This is a genomic window from Phyllobacterium sp. YR531, from assembly GCF_000282595.1.
Taxonomy (GTDB): domain Bacteria; phylum Pseudomonadota; class Alphaproteobacteria; order Rhizobiales; family Rhizobiaceae; genus Phyllobacterium.
On the sequence record NZ_AKIZ01000013.1, the window covers coordinates 71,973 to 92,453 of the forward strand.

The following is a 20,481-nucleotide window of genomic DNA, read 5'->3' on the forward strand; positions in this document are numbered from 1 at the left end:
TTAAAATCAGCTCACCTTACTCATCCGCCGGCTAATAAAGCCGGCGTTCTGCCCTATGGGCGCAAAGGAATCCTATATGTTGAAACGTCTTCTCTCTACTTCCGCCATTATAGTCACTCTGTGCACAGCAGCCGCAGCACAGGAAGGTTCTGACATATTCGGTCAGCCAATTATGGAAGCGCCTGTACAGGACCGTTATCTCGTTGCCGCCCCGGGACAAGTGCTCACGACTGGCCTGATTGGTCAGGCCGTATATAACAGCACCAAAGATGATGCAGCTTCCATTGGCGAGGTCAAAGATGTGGTGCTTAATCCCGAGGGCAGAGCCGAAGCGGCAATCATTGGTGTAGGCGGATTTCTGGGAGTCGGTGAAAAAGAAGTAGCCGTTGGTCTCGATCAATTGTCCTGGACGGAGAGGCCTGACAAGAAACGCTGGTTGGTAATCGCCACCACCAAGGAAGAGTTGGACAAGGCACCGGCTTATGATCGTTCCGCACTACTAACGGATGGCGCTTCCGACCCTGCGAAAGCTCCGGAACCAGCTGTCGTCAATCAAGATCAACCTGCTGGCAAGCCGGCTGCAGAACTTCGCAGCGCTCTCAAGGCTGTTCCATCCAGCGCAATGAGTGCTGACAAGCTTATTGGCTCGGTCGTTTACGGACCTGATGATGAAACGCTCGGCAGCGTCGGCGATGCTTTGATGACACCGGATGGTCAGGTTGAAGCCTTTGTGGTGGACGTCGGCGGATTTTTGGGTCTCGGCAAAAAGCCAATCGCAGTGTCCATTGAAAACTTGGATTTGCTTGCAGATGACAGCGGGAAAATATCTGTCTTCACGCCGTTCACAAAAAAAGAGTTGGAAGCCCAACCCGCCTACACGGCAGAAGCCTATAAGGCCGACAGTGAAAAAATACTCCTGCGCGGTACTGCCGAATAGTAAGCGCGTAGCTGAACGATAGCGGATCCGGCCATCGCAAGTTGCAGTGGCCGGTTTCGCATGGAACAAATAGTTTCGAACAACGTTTCCAAATCATATGCATCTATTTTCCAAGGAGTTATCGCATGGCCACAGTTTCCTCCAAAGTTCGAAAAGCAGTCGATGACGCTACGGAGACAAACCCTGATCTGCAGGCGCAGGTGGCTGCACTTAAAGACGATATCGCCAGCATTGCTGCCACTCTGGCGAAAATAGGCAAAAATTCGACCCAAGGCGCGCGAGCCAGTGCTGCCAACTCTTTTGAAAATGCCAAGGTGAAGGGCGAAGAAGTGTTAGAAGATCTCAAATCCCAAGCTCTGGATATCGAAGATCAATTGACTGAAACCATCCGCGACAAACCGCTGACTGCCATTGCCGTAGCGGCCGGCGTTGGCTTTCTTCTGGCACTGATCTCCCGTCGCTGATCATGCTGAAACTGCTTACCCCTTTATTGACCAGCCTTGCCGCAGGTGAGGTTGGCCTTGCCGTTAATCGCGTTAAGAGAAGCGCGATATTTCTGAGTATTATTGGCGTTCTTGGTGCTATCGGCGCCATTTTTTTGCTGATTGCGGGTTACATAGCGTTGTCTGAACGTTTTGGCGAATTGCGCGCAGCCCTTTATATCGGCGGTGGTGCATTCGCCTTGGCTATTATTCTCTACATCATTATGAAAATTTCTGACGCTATCATCCGGAAACGCCAGCGCGACCGTGCGAAAACTGACACATCTGCTCTTCTGGCGATTGCTGCAGTTGCGGCAACGCCAATGGTCCTGCGCTCCCGCACTTTGTTGATGCTTGCCTTACCGGTTATTGCTTTTGGCGGGCTATCAATGCTGGGAAAGAAGCCTAAATCGAGAAGGCGCCCGCGCCGGAAATCAGAGGAACTCGGGGATTGAGTTATCCTTGATCGGCATGGAGATTACAGCTTCCACGCCGCTTTCCGGATAACTTAATCTAACGCTGCTCGATATTACTTTATCCAGACTGCGCTCGATCAACCGCTCACCAAGACCGCGTGTCTCGCGTGCCATGACAGATGGCCCGCCTATTTCCACCCAATGAATAACAACACGAGATCCATCGAGGCCCGGCTCGATTTCCCATGACACCCGCACCTGGCCACCCGCTGCCGAGAACGCACCATGTTTGGCTGCGTTCGTTGCCAATTCATGCAGCGCAATTCCCAAGCCCAATGCGTGATCCGGCGGCAAAACAATATCTTCACCGACCAATACCATTTGTGCGGCATCGTAGATTGCGTAGGGTTCGACCTGTCTCGTGATCAGATCAACAAGACTGATACCGCTCCATTCACGATCGGATAAAAGTGTATGCGCCTCAGAAATAGCGCGTAGCCGGCCGGAAAAGGCTTCCATAAATTCGGCTGGATCAGAGGTGCGGTTCAAAGTTTGCCGCGCAAGCGACTGCAGCATGGCCAATGTGTTCTTGACGCGATGGTTGAGTTCCCTGAGCAGAAGCCGCGTTTTCTCAGCAGCGTTCTTTGTCGCCGTGATGTTGATGTTTACACCAACGGCGACTGCCGGGCGTCCCGATTCATCCCGTTCAAAGATTCGGCCTCTGCCCAGCAGCCATTGGCCTGAAGAGGCTGCGCGGAATTCTCCTGCATAATCCTGATCATGCGCCAAGGCGCGCGTGATCGATGATTTCATCATGGGGAAATCATCGGGGTGCATTGCCCGGAAAACGTCTTCGCCTGTGACAGGATTTTCATCACTTAGACCCAACATGGTGTAAGCCATCTTGTTGCCGGTGAATATGCCGCTTTTCAGATCCCAAACCCAGCTGCCGACATTTCCCACTTCGAGTGCCATGGCATTGCGATCTTCATCGCGGTGCAGTTGATTGACAATGTTTTCTTCAAGGCGGGAATTACGCTTCAACTCTATAAGCGAGCCCGCAAGTTTGGCGAACTGTACCAGTTTCTCTTCCAGCTCGAATGTAAACTCCGAGGTCGCCTTCAGCGACAGAACGCTCAGCGCACCAACAGGCTTGTCTCCCACGTGAATTGGCGCAATTGCCAGAAACCTTATACGTGGTTCCTGCGCAACGACGTTGATCTCGGCAAACCTCACATCTTCGGCCGCATCGAGTACAACGAGGCATCTTTTGTCTTGAGCAGAAATCGCATGTGCCTCAATCGTCCAGATATCAATGTCACCTACCGCGCCGGATGTCGCAAGTGGCTCACTTTGATCACTGTCAACAAGCACTACCCGCACGCCATCAGCGTTGAAAACCGACAATGCAAGATCAGTGAGATTTTTCAGATCGCTGTCATCTTTCCCTATCGGTCGGAGCGAGGAAAGCACCTCCCGGCGCGACGTATCCGTCAGGAACAATAAAGTATTTTCGGAAATATCGTTTAACTTCATATCCCACATGACAACCTGTGTTAAGGCGCCCTTACTCCACTAAGTTATATATCCCACCGACTTCAACGCAGCCACCTTGCCATTGTTCCTCTAACGGAACATTTAATGATTCCAACCGTTCACAAATAGCAGTGAATGGAGGAAAAAATGCTTGAAGCAAATGATATTCTATCCGATGGAAGCCTTAGCAACATCCAAAAGATCACACGGCTAGAGGAACTTCTTGCAGAAGCCCGCGGGCTGCAGCGCGCCGCCACTGAAGGCGGCATGGACCCTGACGACGGCGTTACGCGCAATCTGCGCGACATTGAACTTGCGCTGGATAAACTGAACGCCGAGAAGCCCGAAACAGGTGCTGCTACGCTGTAGGGTCAGATATAGGGCCGCGGCACGCTCGGCAGTCCCTGCCATCTGGAAATATCCAGCAGCATTTGATGGTCAAGAACCTCGCACCCACGGTCAAGCCAGCGCAATGCACCCTTTGCCGCAAGTTTCTTCAATGTCTTGTTGGTGTGGACAATCGATAGTCCAAGAGTATCAGCCACATGCTGTTGACGCAGTGGGACCATCAGTTTGTCATTCTTGACCATTCCAACCGATTTGGCGCGCTGAAACAGGAAAGCGAAAAGATACGCTGCACGTTCAAGAGCTGATCGACGCCCAACGCTGAGCAATATCTCATCCAGCATCTGCTCCTCACGGGAAGCCAACCAGGTAATGTCATATGCAATGCTTGGAAAGCTTCGGAAGAGGTTTGGCAATTTATCACGCTGAAACATGCACAATACCATCGGAGACAAGGCCTCGACAGAATGCTGCATCTCTTTCATTACTGAACCTTGCAGCCCGATAAGGTCACCGGGCAGTACGTAATTCAGAATTTGGCGACGGCCATCTTCCAGCGTTTTATAGCGGAATGCCCAACCTGATAGCACAGTGAAAAGATGCGCGCTGCTTGTGCCTTCGCCGAGCACAGTGGTGCCTATGTCGGCAACAAGCTCGCCCATCTTGAAGCCTGACAGAAACTCGACCTCATCTTTGTCATGCGGTTGGAAATGCGGAAAAGCCTGCAAGGGACATCTCTCGCAGGGATACTGTCTGACTGTCGACGCCGCATTGTTTTTCATTATTTTATCCGGTTGTAGCTGCGTGCAAATTAGCACGCCCTCCAAAATTCACATGAGCTTTCTTCGTAATCGATATGTCTTAGTTAAATGACAGCCAATCCGAGTAGCTCCATAACCACCGCCAAATTGGAGTGATGGAATATGGAACTGGCCGGCAAACACCTTTTGGTACTCGAGGACGAATACTTGATAGGATTGGAGCTGGAACGAATCGCGGAAGAATGTGGTGCGAAGTCCGTGCATGTTGTTTCTACAATTGACCAGTTGCTGGACTGGATAAAAAGCGGCCAGACATGCGACCTTGCAATATTGGAAGTGGAAGCAAGAGGCGTTTCGTCTCTCAAAACCGCATCCATGCTACGGTCACGTAATATACCTCTCCTGTTCACCAGTGCCTATGATGCTGACCTGAGCGGGATCACCGAGTTTGCTGGCACGCCCGTTGTTGGAAAACCTTATGGGAAAAGTCAAATCGTACAGGCTGTAGCTTCGCTCGGCAGCCTCACTTCTTCCAACCGGGGCTCGCGGATGGACGATTCATCAGGCGAACTTGTTTGATGTAACCTGAGTGGCGATAGCATCCGGGCCGTAATCGACTTCACCCTCAATTTCCAGAAGCTCCTGCAGCCGAGTTCTGGCGCGGCTGACCCGGCTCTTGATTGTTCCGACAGCGCATCCGCATATATCAGCAGCCTCCTCATAGGAGAACCCAGAGGCTCCTACGAGGATTATGGCTTCACGCTGGTCGTCTGGAAGCTTTTCCAGTGCCTTGCGGAAGTCCTGCAGATCCAGCGATCCGTATTGCGCAGGGTGAACTGAAAGCTGCTCAGTGAAAATTCCGTCGGAATCCTGCACTTCGCGACCGCGCTTACGCATCTGACTGTAGAATTCATTGCGCAGAATCGTGAAAAGCCATGCCTTGATATTTGTGCCCAGCTCGAACGAATCCTGCTTGGCCCAAGCCTTCATGATCGTATCCTGCACGAGATCATCTGCCCTATCCGGGTTGCCGATCAATGAAACCGCAAAGGCTCGAAGCTTCGGCAACGAGGCAATCAGATTTCTTTTGAAGTCCTTTGATTCATGTACCATTCAAGGGCCCGCTTACTTCGAGGATCGCGAATGCAGGCGTTCAGCCTCGTCGAGCTTTTCCAGAAGATCGAGAAACCTTGCCGGTATCTCTTCCTCTTGTACCGACGCGTAAAGCGCACGGAGCTTCAAACCAATTTCCGTTTCAGCAGTTTTTGCATCGCGTCGAAGAACACGCGCCTTGGCTGGCGCGGCGGAAGAATTTGTTTTTGCGTTCATTGCTTGATCTTTGCTGGTATGTCGACGCGATGTTCATAGGCACATTAATGCCGATAATGTCCGAATGTAGAAAAAGTTCCGTTTGCTGGAACTTTTTTTTTGCATAAGTGTTGTAGGACGGAACTCTCTATTTATTCTGAACAATATCGCCTGAACAGGGAACGCACTCGAATGTCATTATCCACCCGGATAGCCCCCCACCTGCCATATCTCCGCCGCTTCGCCCGCGCCATCACCGGCTCACAATCTTCAGGTGATGCTTATGTCGCCGCGACGCTCGAAATTCTGATAACCGATGTTTCTCTGTTTCCTGATACGGGATCGGACCGGGTGAGTCTTTACAAACTACTGGTGAAGCATTTCAATTCGGTCAATGTCCGGCCTTTGGAAATGCAATCGGAATATGGTTGGGAGAAACACGCTGCAGCAAATCTGACCTCAATCGCGCCAAGGGCGCGGCAGGCATTTCTGCTTATCAGCCTTGAAGGCTTCAGCCAGTCTGAAACTATGGAAATTCTCGAAATTTCGGACGACGAGCTTTATGCGCTTCTCGACGAAGCTTCCGTTGGCATTTCAAAGCAGATAGCTACGGATATCCTCATTATCGAAGATGAACCTCTGATCGCCATGGATATCGAACACATGGTTGAAAGCCTTGGGCACAGGGTTGTTGGTATCGCGCGTACCAAAGACGAAGCATTGAAGCTTTACTCAGAGACACAGCCGAGCATGATACTGGCAGATATTCAGTTGGCAGATGGCAGTTCGGGAATTGATGCCGTCAACAACATCCTCAGCCAGGATGCGGTTCCGGTTATTTTCATTACAGCATTCCCTGAGCGCCTACTTACCGGTGAACGCCCCGAACCGACCTTCCTCGTCACCAAACCGTTTAATCCAGACATGGTGAAGGCACTTATTACTCAAGCTTTGTTCTTTAAAGAGAGCAGCAAGGCAAAAGCATAAGATAGCATAGCTGTCCCTTTGATCTTGTCTGGAACAAAACGGACGCGGTTTCGTTTCTGTTTCAACAATAAAGGGAGATAACAATGCTTTATTATGCAGTAATATTTCTGATCATCGCACTTGTTGCAGGTGCCCTCGGTTTTGGTGGAATCGCCGGCGCTTCTGCCGGTATTGCGCAGATTATATTCTACGTATTCCTGGCACTGCTTTTGGTGTCATTGATAGCTGGTATCATTCGCCGTGCCTGAATAATGAAAGCCGTCAGCTTTGCTGGCGGCTTTATCGTTACATCGTTACACATATTTAAGGTTGTAGGTAACGTGTTGGGATTGCACCTGCCCGCCTATCGTAGTAGTCCACCTTGAAAGCAAGCGGTGGGGTTTTGGGTGACTTGGCGGAAATTTAACTTGGCCGCACTTGATGGGCCGGAAATAAATTGGGCGTGGTTTGCACGCCGCGCCCCTCGCATAATTGCAGTCTACATTATTCTTGTGCTTGCCCTGCGTTTGCTGTTGTCCCGTTTTATGGAAATCGATGAGGCCCAGTTCGTTGGAGCGGTCGACTTTTCCTGGATTTATAGCAACTCGCACCCACCCTTATACAACTGGCTGGTTCGGTTGGCTCTTGAGCTGACAGGTTGGAACTGGGTGCTCTCACTTGCACTCGTTCGTCTTTCTCTGTTGGGCTTGTATCACTGGCTTGTCTTTGACACGGCAAGGCGTTTGGCAGGCGACAGGGCAGGCGTATTGGCTCTGATGGCGTCAGCATTTCTGCCGCAAATCGTATGGATGTCGATACAGACAACCGCACATACGGTGCTTGTCATCGCCGCCTCTATCGGCATGATCCATGCGCTGGCGCTCATGAGGTCCGGCAAGGGAAACATTGCCTATGTCTGGTTTGGGGTTTGGGCTGCCATCGGCGCGCTTGCAAAGTACAACTTCTTTATATTCCTGATCAGTTTCCTCGTTGCCGCACTGTTTACCCCGTCAATACGCCGCCAGCTTTTCAGTCGGCCATTCTGGATATCCATCGCAATCTTCGTTGTTGCTTTTACTCCAGTTGTCATTGCCTCATTAAAAGCCCCGCTGGCCGCGACCGCAGGACGGATGGCCAAACTAAACCAGCCAGCGGAATATCTTGGTGGCATCGATCTTCCCTATATTGGCCTTGACGGGTTTTTCAGCCTCATTGTTTCTGCTGTGCTTTGGGCGGGGTTGGCCTTTATCGTTTACATTATAGGCAGAACGCGGGACCATCCTCGTCCTCCAGCCGATGGTGATGCAGATGTTCGCAAACTGCTTTTACGCACCATATTTATTGGTATGGCAGCTTTTGCCCTATTGGTTTTGGTAGCCGACTATCACTCAGTCGCGCAGCGATACATGGCGCCCATTCTGGCTCCGACGGCTATACTGCTGGCATTATATCTCCCGCAGATATTGGGAGCGCGCAATCTCCTGTTTCTGTCTGCCTGCATGTTCGTTGTTGCACCAGTCGCCTTTGCCAGTGTAGCGCTTTTCGGCACACCGCGATTCACATTTCCATATGATGCGGTGAGTAGCGCCATCCGCGCCCAAAACCCGGCTCCGGCAAGCATTCTTTCAAATCGTCAGGATGATGCGGCGAACATAGCCGTTCTTCTGCACTGGCCACCGGAACGAGGATCTGCAAGCGACATTGTGATTGTCTGGCAGGATAATGATGCCCCTGCGGAAGAGCTTCTCGCTCAATTGCCCGCAGATGCCTTGCCCACCAGCCCGGTCACGCGCGTGTCGGCTCCTGTCAGGAACTTCAGCGAAGAGTTGCGGACCTTCAGTTTTCAGCGCTTTTCATCTCGGTCACTTGTACCGGATCAGAGTAGCGGCGGATAAGCCAGAATACGCCGACAGTATCGAGAAATGCTACGGCCGCACGATCAAAGAAGCCGTATTTCGAAACACCAGCCAATCTTGGCCGATCTTCAATATCCACTTCAATGACGGGTAGCCCAGCCCGCCGCGACAACGCCGGAATGAACCGGTGCATATTGTCGAAATAGGGGAAGTGCAAAGCTGCGGCAGTCGGCAGGATTTTGAACCCGCAACCTGCGTCTCTGCAATCATCCTTCAAAAGGCGCTTGCGAACAAAATTGGCAAAGCGCGATGTCAGCAGTTTGATCAGACCATCGTTACGACGCTTCCGGACACCGGCAAAAAGCGCTGGGGGTGATGATTCTATACGGCTCCAAAGTTTTATGATGTCGGCTGGATCATTCTGACCATCGCCGTCCAATGTCGCAATCCACCGACCATTTGCCGCCTGAAACCCGCTCAGAAGTGCCCGCGATTTGCCCGTGCGTTTTTCGTGGCGCAAGACACGAACCTTGCGGTCTGCGCTTAAAGCTTCTTGAGACGAATTATCTGTCGAGCCATCATCAACAACGATGACTTCATATGCAGGACCATTAACAAAGGCAGCACTTATCTCTTTGACGAGCGGGCCAATATTGCCGGCTTCATTATGTACGGGAACAATGATCGTCAGTTCTATCATGTCAGGAAACCATTAAAGCAGTACCGGTAGAGTGCTGGCGGCGGCACCAGCTCCTATTCGATACGATAATTTGCTATGTATAGATATGCCGAAACAATTTCCATCCCGTGTCATTGGTCAAATATTGACTGTCCGCTACTTTGATAATGCAAGCTTGGAACGCATGCCGCAATTCCGCCATCCCGATTGCCCTAGAATAAAGAGCTTTCGATGCGAACCGATCATGGTTAATGCTTCATTAAGCGGAGCTTTCTAGAGTCGCATCAATAACGCATTGATTCCGGACAGATAATGAAACTTGAGCTAACCAGAGCATTTATCGGTTCGGGCAAGACCATTTCCGGAGCAGTTATACTTGCCTGTGCATTGGCATTCAGTACGGCAAGTCCCGCCCAATCGACTGCCACTCCATCCACTCTATCCTCCGTCGAGGCAAAGCGCGCCGAAACAGCCAAAGAGCTTCAGGACCTGACAAATCAGATTTCGCTATCGGCGGAAAAAGTTGCTTCCCTCGACAAGGAAATCTCTGGTTTGAAAAAGGACCAGACGACAATCACTGCGGCGCTTATCCAATCGGCCAAAACCGAAAAGAAGCTGAGTGAGGATATCAGCAGCTTCACGGATCGGTTGACCGGACTGCGCGAGCGCGAAGATGGTGTGCGCCTTGTATTGCGGCAGCGCCGCGGGGCCTTGGCCGAGGTTCTCGCTGCGTTGCAAAGAATGGGCTTGAACCCGCCTCCTGCCCTGCTGGTGCGCCCTGACGATGCCTTGGCTTCCGTCCGCAGCGCAGTGCTGCTGGGTGCTGTAGTACCCGAAATGCGCGAACAGACAGAGGTGCTGATTGCCGATCTAAAGGAACTGACCAGGATAAAGACCTCTATTACAGAGGAACAAGCCCGTCTGACTGCGGCCCTATCCAGTCAGGCGGAAGAAAAGAAGCGGCTTGATCTGCTGCTGACCGAAAAGCAGAAACTGCAAACCACGTCTGAGGAAACTCTTGCCGCTGAAAAACAGCGTGCTGAGGATCTGGCAAAGCGCGCTACCTCGCTACAGGGGCTTATAGCCTCTATGGAAAAAGATATGGCGGAGGTTCAAAAAGCCGCTAATGAAGCCAGCATTGAAGAGCAGCACAAACTTGAAGCCAGCCGGAAACGTGCCGATGAGTTTGCAACCAATCAGAACCGCCTCGTTGCACAGGTCAATTTCGCCTCGCTTCGCGGGCGACTTGCAACGCCTGCTGCCGGGAAACTCGTCAAGCATTTTGGAGATAATGACGGGCTGGGTGGTACGCTTCAGGGCGACACGCTGGAAACCAGTCCTGGAGCCACAATAACTGCACCGACAGACGCAGTTGTCCTTTATGCGGGCGCATTCCGTTCTTATGGTCAACTCTTGATACTTGATGCCGGCAATGGCTATCATGTCGTCTTGGCAGGAATGTCCAGAATCAACGTCTCGCAGAACCAGTTTGTTCTTGCGGGAGAACCGGTCGGTGTAATGAACGAACAACTTATCGCGAGCAGTGCACCTGTTCCGGTGGGAAATGGAGCTCCAATGCTTTACATTGAGTTCCGAAAAGATACAAAACCTGTTAATCCCGCCCCATGGTGGGCGGATCGGCTTGCTGGAAGGACCGCAAATGATACGTAGACTGTCGCTTCTCATGGCTGGAGCACTGATGGGCGCTACGGCAATGGTCGTTGTGCAGGGTGCCCTGCCCACTACCGCTGCAGAGGCTGCGGGCACTGACACCTATAAACAGCTATCAATTTTTGGTGATATTTTCGAGCGTGTCCGCGCTCAATATGTTACGCCGCCAGATGACAAGAAGCTTGTCGAGAACGCCATCAATGGCATGTTGACATCACTTGATCCGCATTCTTCCTACATGAATGCAGAGCAGGCTCAGGATATGCGAGTCCAGACCAAGGGCGAATTTGGCGGCCTTGGTATTGAAGTCACCATGGAAAACGAGCTGGTAAAGGTCATCGCACCGATTGATGACACGCCAGCAGCAAAAGCCGGTGTACTTGCCGGGGATTACATCTCGAAGATTGACGGTGTTGAGGTTCGCGGACTGACGCTGACCGACGCTGTCGACAAGATGCGCGGTGAGATCAAGACTCCCATTGAACTGACACTTATCCGTCAGGGCGCAGACAAGCCAATCGTGCTGACAATCGTCCGTGATGTCGTCAAGGTTCAGGCGGTAAAATCCCGCGTTGAAAACGACATTGGCTATGTCCGGGTGATCTCGTTCACCGAACAGACCTTTGATGATCTGCAGAAAGCAATCAAGGATATCCAGACCAAGATTCCAAAGGAGAAGCTCAAGGGCTTTGTTCTTGATCTTCGTCTCAATCCCGGTGGTCTCCTTGATCAGGCAGTCGCTGTTTCCGACGCATTCCTCGACAAGGGCGAAGTTGTTTCGACGCGTGGCCGTGATCCGCAGGATATTACCCGGTTCGACGCCCGTGCGGGCGATCTGACTGACGGCAAGCCACTGATCGTTCTTATCAATGGCGGTTCGGCAAGTGCGTCCGAGATCGTTGCCGGTGCCTTGCAGGACCATCGCCGTGGCACCATTCTCGGCACACGTTCATTCGGCAAAGGTTCCGTGCAGACAATCATTCCGCTTGGCGAAAACGGTGCATTGCGTTTGACTACGGCGCTTTATTATACGCCAGCGGGCAAGTCCATTCAGGGCAAGGGCATCATACCGGACATTACGGTTGAGCAGCCTCTGCCGGATGAACTGAAGGGCAAGGTCGAACCAATGAGCGAGTCCAGCCTCAAGGGCCACATCAAGGGTGCTCAGGAGGACGCTGAAGGTTCCGGTTCAATCCCTTACGTTCCACCGGAACCCAAAGATGATCTGCAGCTCATTCAGGCAATGAAGCTGCTGCGCGGCGAACAGGCCAATGCGGCGTTCCCTGCCGACCCCGAAAAGGGCGTTCCTAACTGATATGATAAAAATGGCCGGAGTTCCTTGAATAATCCGGCCATTTTCTTCTGTGCGCGCGGCACCCGCCGCCAGCTTCCCTCCCTTTTTCTGGCCGATAAGCGTGAATTCAGAACTGAACAGGCCGCTGGGGCAAAACAGCAAAAGGCCGAACGTTAAAGCTGGCGATAAAGCTGCAAGGCAATGGATTTTGCCTTCGATCGTGTTTGCTTCCATGCTGGTGGCGTCGTCAGTAATCTCCTACACAAGCCACCAAGGATTCCGGCGACCTGTTGCCCCGCCCGCTCCCGCAGCGGTAGCTCAAGCTCCGGTTGCAGTACCTGCCCCCTTGAACCCACCCAAACAGAGCCAGAACCAGCTTCCCGGCAATATTGCCAGTGACACAGCGAATGGGCCGAAAGTAATTATTGTTGGTGATCCGACGAGACGGGCGCAAGACCCGCGCACTGCGCATCTGCCGGAACCGGATCTGCTCGAGCAATCGCCACAGGGGCCACTGCCTGTCATTTCTCCTGATGGGCGCCGTCCGCTCGACGCCTATGCCAGGCCATGGTCCGGCGCTCGCGGTGCCCGCGTTGCCATTGTCATCGGCGGTCTTGGCCTGTCTCAAACCGGCTCTCAGAACGCCATACGGATATTGCCGCCAGAGGTAACGCTTGCCTTCTCGCCCGAAGGCAACAGCCTTGGTCGCTGGATGCAGGCAGGAAGACAGGAAGGCCACGAAATACTTCTGCAGATACCGCTGGAGCCTTTTGATTATCCGCGTGTAAATCCCGGACGCAATACACTCACTGTGGGTGCAAATGCCGCCGCTACGATTGAAACCCTGCACAAGACAATGGGGCGTATTACCAACTATACAGGCGTAATGAACTATATGGGTGCCCGCTTTACTTCGGAGTCAGCGGCAATGACTCCTGTTATGCAGGAGATCACCCGTCGGGGCCTGCTTTATCTGGATGACGGCACTTCAGCACGCAGTCTGGCTGACCCGATTGCTGCCCAGCAGGGCACTCCCTATGCTGCAGGTGACCTGTTAATTGATGCAACGCAAGAACGGGGCAGCATTCTCAAAAAGCTAGACGAGTTAGAACGAATAGCTCGTGCCAAGGGCACGGCGATTGCCACTGGCTCAGCATTCGATGTTACCGTTGAGGCGGTCGCAGCATGGGCCAATGAAGCCAAAACACGTGGCATAGAGATTGTTCCCGTATCGGCGCTTGTCCGCGACCCGGAAAAGGGCTAGCACCACCAAAACCGCTTACCGGAGCATCCCCATGAGCAAGAACAAGAAGCCCGTAGATCCGCAATCCCTGCCTTATCGGCCTTGCGTCGGCATCATGGTGCTCAACAGGGATGGGCTTGTGTGGGCCGGTCATCGCATCGTCATTCCCAATGATGAAATGGAAGGCCAAACCCAGCTATGGCAGATGCCACAGGGTGGCATTGATGCGGGAGAGAATCCTGAACCGGCTGCGCTGCGTGAACTTTACGAGGAAACCGGCATGAAGTCCGTATCGCTGCTTGCCGAAGCTCCCGAATGGATCAACTACGATCTGCCACCGCATCTCATGGGTGTTGCTCTCAAGGGCAAGTATCGCGGCCAGACACAAAAGTGGTTTGCTTATCGCTTTGAAGGTGATGAAAGCGAGATCGCCATCAATCCTCCTCCGGGCGGACATACGGCTGAGTTTGACGAATGGGCCTGGAAGCCCATGGCCCAATTGCCTGATCTGATCGTGCCTTTCAAGCGCGCCGTTTACGAAGAGGTTGTCGCTGCTTTCAGGCATTTGGCAGATTAAATCAAAACGGGCCTAAAGCTCAGAATTTGATTTGCTTGTCAGGTACCTTGCTTCGGAATTACTGACTGCCTGTCTGAATAATCTATCCCTTCCGAATTCCAGAATATCCGAACGACTTTACCGATAAGGTTTTCAAACGGCACTGTGCCCAATGAGAAACGGCTATCGTCGGAGTTGTCTCGATTATCACCCATCACGAAATATTGCCCATCCGGTACAACGTAGGGTCCCGTGTTATCGCCAACGGAGTTGTCTACGAGACTGAGAACATTGTAGTAGACGCCATTAGGTAAAGTTTCCCGATACTGGGCAACAGCACTGCTATTTCTGGCTTCGTACATGGAATAGGGCGTACCTAGTTCCATTTTTACTGGCGTTCCATCTATATGGAGAACGCCGTCAATCGTCTGAATTGTCTCGCCGGGCAATCCTACAATACGCTTGATGAAGGCCACGCCATCATCTGAATTGAACGTGACGACGTCGCCACGCTCGGGCTCTGTTGAAAATACCCGTCCCTGAATTGGCAGCAAGCCAAAAGGCACACTATGGCTGCTATAACCATAAGCTGACTTTGACACGACAAAATAGTCACCCATGACCAATGTTGGCGCCATACTCGTTGTGGCTGGAACATTGAATGGCTGAAAAACAAATGTACGTATGCAAAGGGCTAGAAGCATAAGGCTAACTATCACGCCAGATACGATGAATCCGTTAGAGTATCTTTTTGGAACATGGCTGGCGATCAATAGGCAAATGCCCACACCAATGATTCCCTTAATCACCAATTCGACAAATATCTTGTTTGGATAGGCATTAGTCGAGAATGCTGGCCAGCCGAAATATGATACCCCAATAATTGTGCCATACAATAGAATGGCAGTGGCCAATGCCAGTTTGCCCCGGCCAATCCAAAGCAGTCCTGCCACAGGCTCAACCATAGATATGAAAAAGGTGGAAATCGGGCTACGAGGTTTGGAGTGGGTCATGACAATCCATAAAAAAAGCGGGCTTAGCCCGCTTCATCATTGTCGTTGAGTTCAGAATATTCAAGCAGCCTTGATGGCATCCTGCAGCGTCGTCAACTGGCCAAGCAGATCTTCCGCGCGGGACTTCTCTTCGCGCGTTGTTGCATCTTCGAAGTCTTCTTTCGCGTCCTTGATGCGGTTCTGCAATTCATCAGCCTTTATATCGGTGACGTGTACCGCCGACTCAGCGAGCAGAATGCAGCCCTCTGGCGTCACATCAACAAAGCCGCCGAAAACAACATAGCTGTCCGGCTTGCCGTCAGGCGTCTTGACCGTAACAACGCCCGGCTTGATCGTTGCCATCAATGGAGCGTGATGCGCCAGCACAGTCATGTAACCTTCCGTGCCCGGAACAACGACTTCAATAACCTGTTCCGAGAGGAGCAGGCGTTCTGGCGAGACGAGTTCAAACTGGAAGGCTTCAGCCATGATATCCACTCAATTCCTGTGATCTTGACCTGATCAGTTCAAGCAATTGCAAACGCGGGAACAGGTTTCCCAATAGAAATTGCCAAGTTGGACAGAAAAGGGCGGGCCATAGCCCGCCATCATTTCCGGATTTAGGCTGCTTCTGCTGCCAGACGCTGTGCCTTTTCGATTGCCTCGTCGATCGAGCCAACCATGTAGAATGCTGCTTCCGGCAGGTGATCGTAGTCACCGTTGCAAAGACCCTTGAAGCCCTTGATGGTGTCTGCCAGATCGACCAGCTTGCCCGGCGAACCAGTGAAGATTTCAGCAACGAAGAACGGCTGCGAAAGGAAGCGTTCGATCTTGCGGGCACGTGCCACAGCGATCTTGTCTTCTTCCGAAAGCTCATCCATGCCGAGAATGGCGATGATATCCTGAAGCGACTTGTAGCGCTGCAGAATGGACTGCACCTGACGGGCAATCTGATAGTGCTCTTCGCCTACGATCAGCGGATCAAGCATGCGCGATGTCGAATCGAGCGGATCCACAGCCGGGTAAATACCCTTTTCGGAGATCGCGCGGTTCAAGTTTGTCGTCGCATCAAGATGCGCGAAGGATGTCGCTGGCGCAGGATCAGTCAAATCGTCGGCGGGCACGTAAATGGCCTGAACCGAAGTGATCGAACCCTTGTGGGTTGTGGTGATGCGTTCCTGCATCTGGCCCATGTCGGTTGCCAGCGTTGGCTGATAACCCACGGCAGAAGGAATACGGCCAAGCAAAGCCGACAATTCCGAACCAGCCTGCGTGAAGCGGAAAATGTTGTCCACGAAGAACAGAACGTCCTGTCCTTCATCGCGGAAATGTTCCGCAACTGTCAGACCTGACAGAGCAACACGGGCACGCGCGCCTGGCGGCTCATTCATCTGGCCGTAAACGAGTGCAGCCTTGGAGCCTTCTCCGCCGCCAGCCTTGTTCACGCCGGACTCGATCATTTCGTGATAGAGATCGTTACCTTCACGGGTACGTTCACCCACACCCGCAAATACCGAGTAACCACCATGCGCCTTGGCGACGTTGTTGATCAGTTCCATGATCAGAACGGTCTTGCCCACGCCGGCACCGCCGAACAGGCCGATCTTGCCGCCACGAGCATAAGGAGCGAGAAGATCGATAACCTTGATGCCGGTTACCAGAATCTGAGCCTCTGTCGACTGATCGACATATTCAGGAGCTGGCTGATGGATCGCGCGGGTCAGTGTCGTCTTGATTGGACCAGCTTCGTCAACCGGCTCACCAATAACATTCATGATACGGCCGAGAGTTTCCGGTCCAACCGGAACCTGAATTGCCGAACCTGTATCGTAAACAACCTGACCGCGAACCAGACCTTCAGTCGAGTCCATGGCGATTGTACGAACGGTGTTTTCACCCAGATGCTGCGCAACTTCCAGAACAAGGCGGTTGCCGAGATTGTCGGTTTCCAGCGCGTTCAGGATTTTTGGCAGTACGCCGCCATCGAAAGCCACGTCGACAACAGCGCCGATGACCTGGCTGACACGTCCAACAACGCCCGTCGCCTTGAGGGCAGTCTTCGGTGTTGAAGATGCCTTGGCCGACTTCGCTGCCGGAGCTTTGGTTGCAGCTGCCTTAGGTGCAGGTGCCTTGGCAACAGGTGCAGCTTTGGCTTCAGCTTTAGGCGCTGCTTTTACAGCCGCTGGCTTGGCTGCCGGAGCAGCCTTGGCAACTGCTGCCTTGGGTGCAGCTGCTTTTGCGGCTGCGGGTGTTTTCGGGGTCGCTGCTTTTGCCATCGATCCTTACCTTCGCGATTAGAGCGCTTCCGCGCCCGAAATGATTTCAATCAGTTCTTTGGTGATCTGGGCCTGACGCTGGCGGTTGTACGACATTGTCAGCTTGTTGATCATGTCACCGGCATTACGGGTTGCGTTGTCCATGGCGGACATACGCGCACCCTGTTCCGATGCCGCATTTTCAAGGAGAGCGCGGAAAACCTGGACGGAAATATTGCGCGGGATCAGGTCACCGAGAATGGCGGCCGGATCTGGCTCATATTCATAGACTGCATCGCCCGCTGTTTCCGGCTCGGCATCGCCAATGGCGCTCGCCGGGATTAGCTGCTGTGCAGTTGGAATCTGCGAAATTACCGACTTGAACTCGGAATAGAACAATGTGGCGACATCAAACGCACCTTCATTGTACAGACCGATGATCTTGTGACCGATCTCGTCAGCATTGCTGAAACCAACCTGCTTTACTTCACGCAGATTGACGTGATCGATGATCAGCTTGCCGAGATCGCGACGCAAAATATCCGCGCCCTTCTTGCCGACTGTGATAATCTTCACTGTCTTGCCGTCTGCAAGCAACCGGCGCGTATGTTCGCGGGCCAAACGCGCAATCTGCGAGTTGAAGCCGCCACAAAGGCCGCGTTCGGATGTGCAGACGATCAGAAGGTGCACATCGTCCTTGCCGGTTCCGCTCATCAGCACAGGTGCATCATCGCCATCCACATTAGAAGCAATGTTCGCCAGAACTGCAGCCATACGCTGTGAGTAAGGGCGAGCCGCTTCCGCAGCTTCCTGCGCACGACGCAGCTTCGCCGCGGCGACCATTTGCATCGCCTTGGTGATTTTCTGCGTCGCCTTGACCGAGGCGATCCGGTTTCTCAGATCCTTTAACGAAGGCATCCGTTCATCCCGTCAGTGTTTAAGCGAAAGTCTTGGCAAAGGCATCAACCGCTGCCTTGAGCTTGCCCTTGGTGTCGTCGCTGATCTGCTTTTCCTTGGCGATTGTGCTCAGAACATCTTTGTGTTCCGTGCGCAGCCAGGTCAGCAGACCCTGCTCGAACTTGCCAACCTGATTGACGGCCAGCTTGTCGAGATATCCGTTAACACCAGCGAAAATCACGGCAACCTGCTCTTCCGTCTTGAGCGGCGAGAACTGTGGCTGCTTCAAGAGTTCAGTCAAACGTGCACCGCGGTTAAGCAGACGCTGTGTTGAGGCATCGAGATCGGAACCGAACTGAGCGAAAGCAGCCATTTCGCGATACTGGGAAAGCTCACCCTTGATCGAACCCGCAACCTGCTTCATCGCTTTGATCTGCGCAGCAGAACCAACGCGGGAAACCGACAGACCGACGTTAACAGCCGGGCGGATACCCTGATAGAACAGGTTGGTTTCGAGGAATATCTGACCGTCGGTGATCGAGATCACGTTGGTCGGAATATAGGCAGATACGTCGTTTGCCTGCGTTTCAATAACTGGAAGGGCGGTCAGCGAACCGGCGCCATTTTCATCATTGAGCTTTGCAGAACGCTCCAGAAGACGAGAATGCAGATAGAAAACGTCGCCTGGATAAGCTTCGCGGCCCGGAGGACGGCGCAACAGCAGGGACATCTGACGATAAGCAACAGCCTGCTTGGAAAGATCGTCATAAGCGATCAGCGCATGCATGCCGTTATCACGGAAATATTCGCCCATGGCGCAACCGGCGAATGGTGCCAGATACTGCATAGGAGCCGGATCGGAAGCAGTTGCCGCAACGATGATCGAATATTCAAGCGCACCGCGCTCTTCAAGGATCTTCACGAACTGGGCAACAGTCGAACGCTTCTGGCCGATAGCGACATAAACGCAATACAGCTTCTGGTTCTCGTCACCGGCATCGTGTGCTGGCTTCTGGTTAAGGAATGTGTCGAGAATGATCGCTGTCTTGCCGGTCTGACGATCGCCGATAACCAACTCGCGCTGTCCACGGCCGACCGGGATCAGAGCATCGATAGCCTTGAGGCCAGTCGACATTGGCTCGTGCACAGACTTGCGGGGGATAATGCCCGGAGCCTTGACGTCAACGCGCGAGCGCTGGGTTGCCTTGATCGGGCCCTTGCCATCGATTGGGTTGCCAAGGGCATCCACAACGCGGCCAAGCAATTCCTTGCCGACTGGAACGTCAACGATCGCGCCTGTGCGCTTGACCGTATCACCTTCTTTAATGTCGCGGTCGGAACCGAAAATAACGACACCGACATTGTCGCTTTCAAGGTTCAGAGCCATGCCGCGAGTTCCATCTGGGAACTCCACCATTTCACCGGCCTGAACATTGTCCAGACCGTAAACGCGGGCAATACCGTCACCGACGGACAGAACCTGACCAACCTCGGAGACTTCTGCCTCCTGGCCGAAATTCTTGATTTGATCTTTAAGGATTGCGGAAATTTCCGCGGCGCGGATGTCCATCAGCCGACCTCTTTCAGTGCAAGCTTAAGCGAAGAAAGTTTTGTGCGAAGCGAAGTGTCGATCTGGCGGGACCCCAACTTGACGATGAGACCTCCAAGGATCGACGGATCAATGGTGACATTGATTGTCACGTCCTTGCCGGCGACGCTTTTCAGCGTGGCCTTCAATTCTGTCTGTTGCGCCGCCGTCAAGGCATGCGCGGAAGTAACATCTGCCGAAACCTCACCGCGATGAGCGGTAGCGATCTGGCGGAATGACTGGATCATTGCAGGCACCGAGAACAGGCGCCGGTTCTGCGCAACGAGACGCAGGAAATTATTGACGAGACCGCCAATCTTGGCCTTGGTCAGAATGGCGGAAATCGCCTTTACCTGATCACCGGAAGAGAAAACCGGGCTGACGATCAGACGCTTCAATTCGGGACTGCCATCGATGAGAGCCTCGAACCTGCCGAGATCTTTCTCTACCTGTGCGACGGATTTTGCCTCCAGCGCGAGGTCAAATAATGAACCCGCATAGCGCTGGGCAACACCGGAAATGAGCGACGAAGTTTCTGCCACGAACGACAAGCTCTCTGCGTTTTGGCCAAAAATCGGGCGACCTGAAGGAATTTCGGGTCAAATCTTTGGCATTATTGATTTTTTTAACCTCAGAACATGACCCGGAGGCCATCCCTGACGAGATTTGATTGCCGTCTAGCATAGGAATACCGGACTC

The 20,481-nt window shown here is 52.8% G+C and carries 23 protein-coding genes; 12 read left to right on the forward strand and 11 right to left on the reverse strand.

Features of this window, described 5'->3' with window-relative positions; translation table 11 throughout:
• Window positions 1–76: 76 nt before the first annotated feature.
• The 3 genes from PMI41_RS03770 (at window position 77) to PMI41_RS03780 (ending at window position 1,874) form a co-directional block, all read left to right on the forward strand.
• Entirely contained in the window at window positions 77–937 is an 861-nt protein-coding gene (locus PMI41_RS03770; RefSeq protein WP_008121952.1) for a PRC-barrel domain-containing protein, read from the forward strand.
• A 125-nt stretch (window positions 938–1,062) separates the two neighbouring features.
• On the forward strand, window positions 1,063–1,401 hold the full coding sequence (locus tag PMI41_RS03775) for a DUF883 family protein (RefSeq protein WP_008121955.1): 339 nt from the start codon (window positions 1,063–1,065) through the stop codon (window positions 1,399–1,401).
• 2 nt (window positions 1,402–1,403) lie between these two features.
• Window positions 1,404–1,874: a hypothetical protein gene (locus PMI41_RS03780; protein ID WP_008121957.1), complete on the forward strand. Its 471-nt coding sequence runs from the start codon at window positions 1,404–1,406 to the stop codon at window positions 1,872–1,874.
• On the opposite strand, the gene PMI41_RS03785 is transcribed toward PMI41_RS03780, so the two are convergent.
• Complete coding sequence (locus tag PMI41_RS03785; RefSeq protein WP_040853731.1) at window positions 1,854–3,371, reverse strand: HWE histidine kinase domain-containing protein; 1,518 nt, start codon at window positions 3,369–3,371, stop codon at window positions 1,854–1,856. The genes PMI41_RS03780 and PMI41_RS03785 overlap by 21 nt on opposite strands.
• 147 nt (window positions 3,372–3,518) lie before the next feature.
• Between PMI41_RS03785 and PMI41_RS03790 the strand changes: the two genes are divergently transcribed.
• Window positions 3,519–3,740 carry a hypothetical protein gene (locus tag PMI41_RS03790; protein ID WP_008121960.1) on the forward strand — a complete coding sequence of 74 codons (222 nt, stop codon included), beginning with the start codon at window positions 3,519–3,521 and terminating at the stop codon, window positions 3,738–3,740.
• Between the two features lie 2 nt (window positions 3,741–3,742).
• Here PMI41_RS03790 and PMI41_RS03795 read toward each other — a convergent pair whose 3' ends face one another.
• Window positions 3,743–4,498 carry a Crp/Fnr family transcriptional regulator gene (locus tag PMI41_RS03795; protein ID WP_008121962.1) on the reverse strand — a complete coding sequence of 252 codons (756 nt, stop codon included), beginning with the start codon at window positions 4,496–4,498 and terminating at the stop codon, window positions 3,743–3,745.
• A gap of 141 nt (window positions 4,499–4,639) precedes the next feature.
• On the opposite strand from PMI41_RS03795, the gene PMI41_RS03800 reads away from it, so the two are divergent.
• Window positions 4,640–5,056, forward strand: a complete 417-nt coding sequence (locus PMI41_RS03800) for a response regulator (protein ID WP_008121964.1) — start codon at window positions 4,640–4,642, stop codon at window positions 5,054–5,056.
• On the opposite strand, the gene PMI41_RS03805 is transcribed toward PMI41_RS03800, so the two are convergent.
• Both PMI41_RS03805 and PMI41_RS25180 read right to left on the reverse strand, forming a co-directional pair.
• Window positions 5,039–5,590 carry an RNA polymerase sigma factor gene (locus tag PMI41_RS03805; protein ID WP_040853681.1) on the reverse strand — a complete coding sequence of 184 codons (552 nt, stop codon included), beginning with the start codon at window positions 5,588–5,590 and terminating at the stop codon, window positions 5,039–5,041. The two genes, PMI41_RS03800 and PMI41_RS03805, sit on opposite strands and share 18 nt — an antisense overlap.
• A gap of 12 nt (window positions 5,591–5,602) precedes the next feature.
• Window positions 5,603–5,806 (reverse strand): NepR family anti-sigma factor, encoded by a 204-nt coding sequence (locus tag PMI41_RS25180; RefSeq protein WP_008121967.1) that lies wholly within the window; start codon window positions 5,804–5,806, stop codon window positions 5,603–5,605.
• Between the two features lie 171 nt (window positions 5,807–5,977).
• Here PMI41_RS25180 and PMI41_RS03815 point away from each other — a divergent pair, with 171 nt between their 5' ends.
• The 3 genes from PMI41_RS03815 to PMI41_RS03825 all read left to right on the forward strand — a co-directional run bounded on the left by PMI41_RS03815 (window position 5,978) and on the right by PMI41_RS03825 (window position 8,646).
• The gene (locus PMI41_RS03815) at window positions 5,978–6,772 is read left to right on the forward strand and encodes a response regulator (protein ID WP_008121969.1); all 795 of its coding nucleotides are present in this window, start codon (window positions 5,978–5,980) and stop codon (window positions 6,770–6,772) included.
• An 83-nt stretch (window positions 6,773–6,855) separates the two neighbouring features.
• Window positions 6,856–7,020, forward strand: coding sequence for a DUF1328 domain-containing protein (locus tag PMI41_RS24545; RefSeq protein WP_008121970.1), 165 nt, complete (start codon window positions 6,856–6,858; stop codon window positions 7,018–7,020).
• Between the two features lie 159 nt (window positions 7,021–7,179).
• Window positions 7,180–8,646, forward strand: coding sequence for a glycosyltransferase family 39 protein (locus tag PMI41_RS03825; protein ID WP_040853683.1), 1,467 nt, complete (start codon window positions 7,180–7,182; stop codon window positions 8,644–8,646).
• Here PMI41_RS03825 and PMI41_RS03830 read toward each other — a convergent pair.
• Entirely contained in the window at window positions 8,588–9,307 is a 720-nt protein-coding gene (locus PMI41_RS03830) for a glycosyltransferase family 2 protein (RefSeq protein WP_008121975.1), read from the reverse strand. The genes PMI41_RS03825 and PMI41_RS03830 overlap by 59 nt on opposite strands.
• A gap of 291 nt (window positions 9,308–9,598) precedes the next feature.
• On the opposite strand from PMI41_RS03830, the gene PMI41_RS03835 reads away from it, so the two are divergent.
• From PMI41_RS03835 to PMI41_RS03850, 4 genes are all read left to right on the forward strand, one after another.
• The gene (locus PMI41_RS03835) at window positions 9,599–10,957 is read left to right on the forward strand and encodes a murein hydrolase activator EnvC (RefSeq protein ID WP_008121977.1); all 1,359 of its coding nucleotides are present in this window, start codon (window positions 9,599–9,601) and stop codon (window positions 10,955–10,957) included.
• Window positions 10,947–12,272, forward strand: coding sequence for a S41 family peptidase (locus PMI41_RS03840; protein WP_008121979.1), 1,326 nt, complete (start codon window positions 10,947–10,949; stop codon window positions 12,270–12,272). The genes PMI41_RS03835 and PMI41_RS03840 overlap by 11 nt, the downstream gene beginning before the upstream one ends.
• 94 nt (window positions 12,273–12,366) lie before the next feature.
• A complete protein-coding gene (locus PMI41_RS03845; protein ID WP_040853736.1) occupies window positions 12,367–13,515 on the forward strand; it encodes a divergent polysaccharide deacetylase family protein in 1,149 nt (382 codons plus the stop codon).
• A 31-nt stretch (window positions 13,516–13,546) separates the two neighbouring features.
• Entirely contained in the window at window positions 13,547–14,071 is a 525-nt protein-coding gene (locus PMI41_RS03850) for an RNA pyrophosphohydrolase (protein WP_008121984.1), read from the forward strand.
• Window positions 14,072–14,109: 38 nt separating this feature from the next.
• Here the strand turns inward: PMI41_RS03850 and lepB are convergent, their stop codons facing one another.
• The 6 genes from lepB to PMI41_RS03880 form a co-directional block, all read right to left on the reverse strand.
• On the reverse strand, window positions 14,110–15,063 hold the full coding sequence (gene lepB, locus PMI41_RS03855; RefSeq protein ID WP_008121985.1) for a signal peptidase I: 954 nt from the start codon (window positions 15,061–15,063) through the stop codon (window positions 14,110–14,112).
• 60 nt (window positions 15,064–15,123) lie between these two features.
• Complete coding sequence (locus PMI41_RS03860; RefSeq protein WP_008121987.1) at window positions 15,124–15,531, reverse strand: F0F1 ATP synthase subunit epsilon; 408 nt, start codon at window positions 15,529–15,531, stop codon at window positions 15,124–15,126.
• Between the two features lie 131 nt (window positions 15,532–15,662).
• A complete protein-coding gene (gene atpD / locus PMI41_RS03865) occupies window positions 15,663–17,318 on the reverse strand; it encodes a F0F1 ATP synthase subunit beta (protein WP_008121989.1) in 1,656 nt (551 codons plus the stop codon).
• 18 nt (window positions 17,319–17,336) lie between these two features.
• A complete protein-coding gene (locus PMI41_RS03870; protein ID WP_008121991.1) occupies window positions 17,337–18,215 on the reverse strand; it encodes a F0F1 ATP synthase subunit gamma in 879 nt (292 codons plus the stop codon).
• A 19-nt stretch (window positions 18,216–18,234) separates the two neighbouring features.
• Window positions 18,235–19,764, reverse strand: coding sequence for a F0F1 ATP synthase subunit alpha (atpA, locus tag PMI41_RS03875; protein WP_008121993.1), 1,530 nt, complete (start codon window positions 19,762–19,764; stop codon window positions 18,235–18,237).
• A complete protein-coding gene (locus PMI41_RS03880) occupies window positions 19,764–20,324 on the reverse strand; it encodes a F0F1 ATP synthase subunit delta (protein WP_008121995.1) in 561 nt (186 codons plus the stop codon). The genes atpA and PMI41_RS03880 overlap by 1 nt, the downstream gene beginning before the upstream one ends.
• Window positions 20,325–20,481 lie beyond the last annotated feature (157 nt).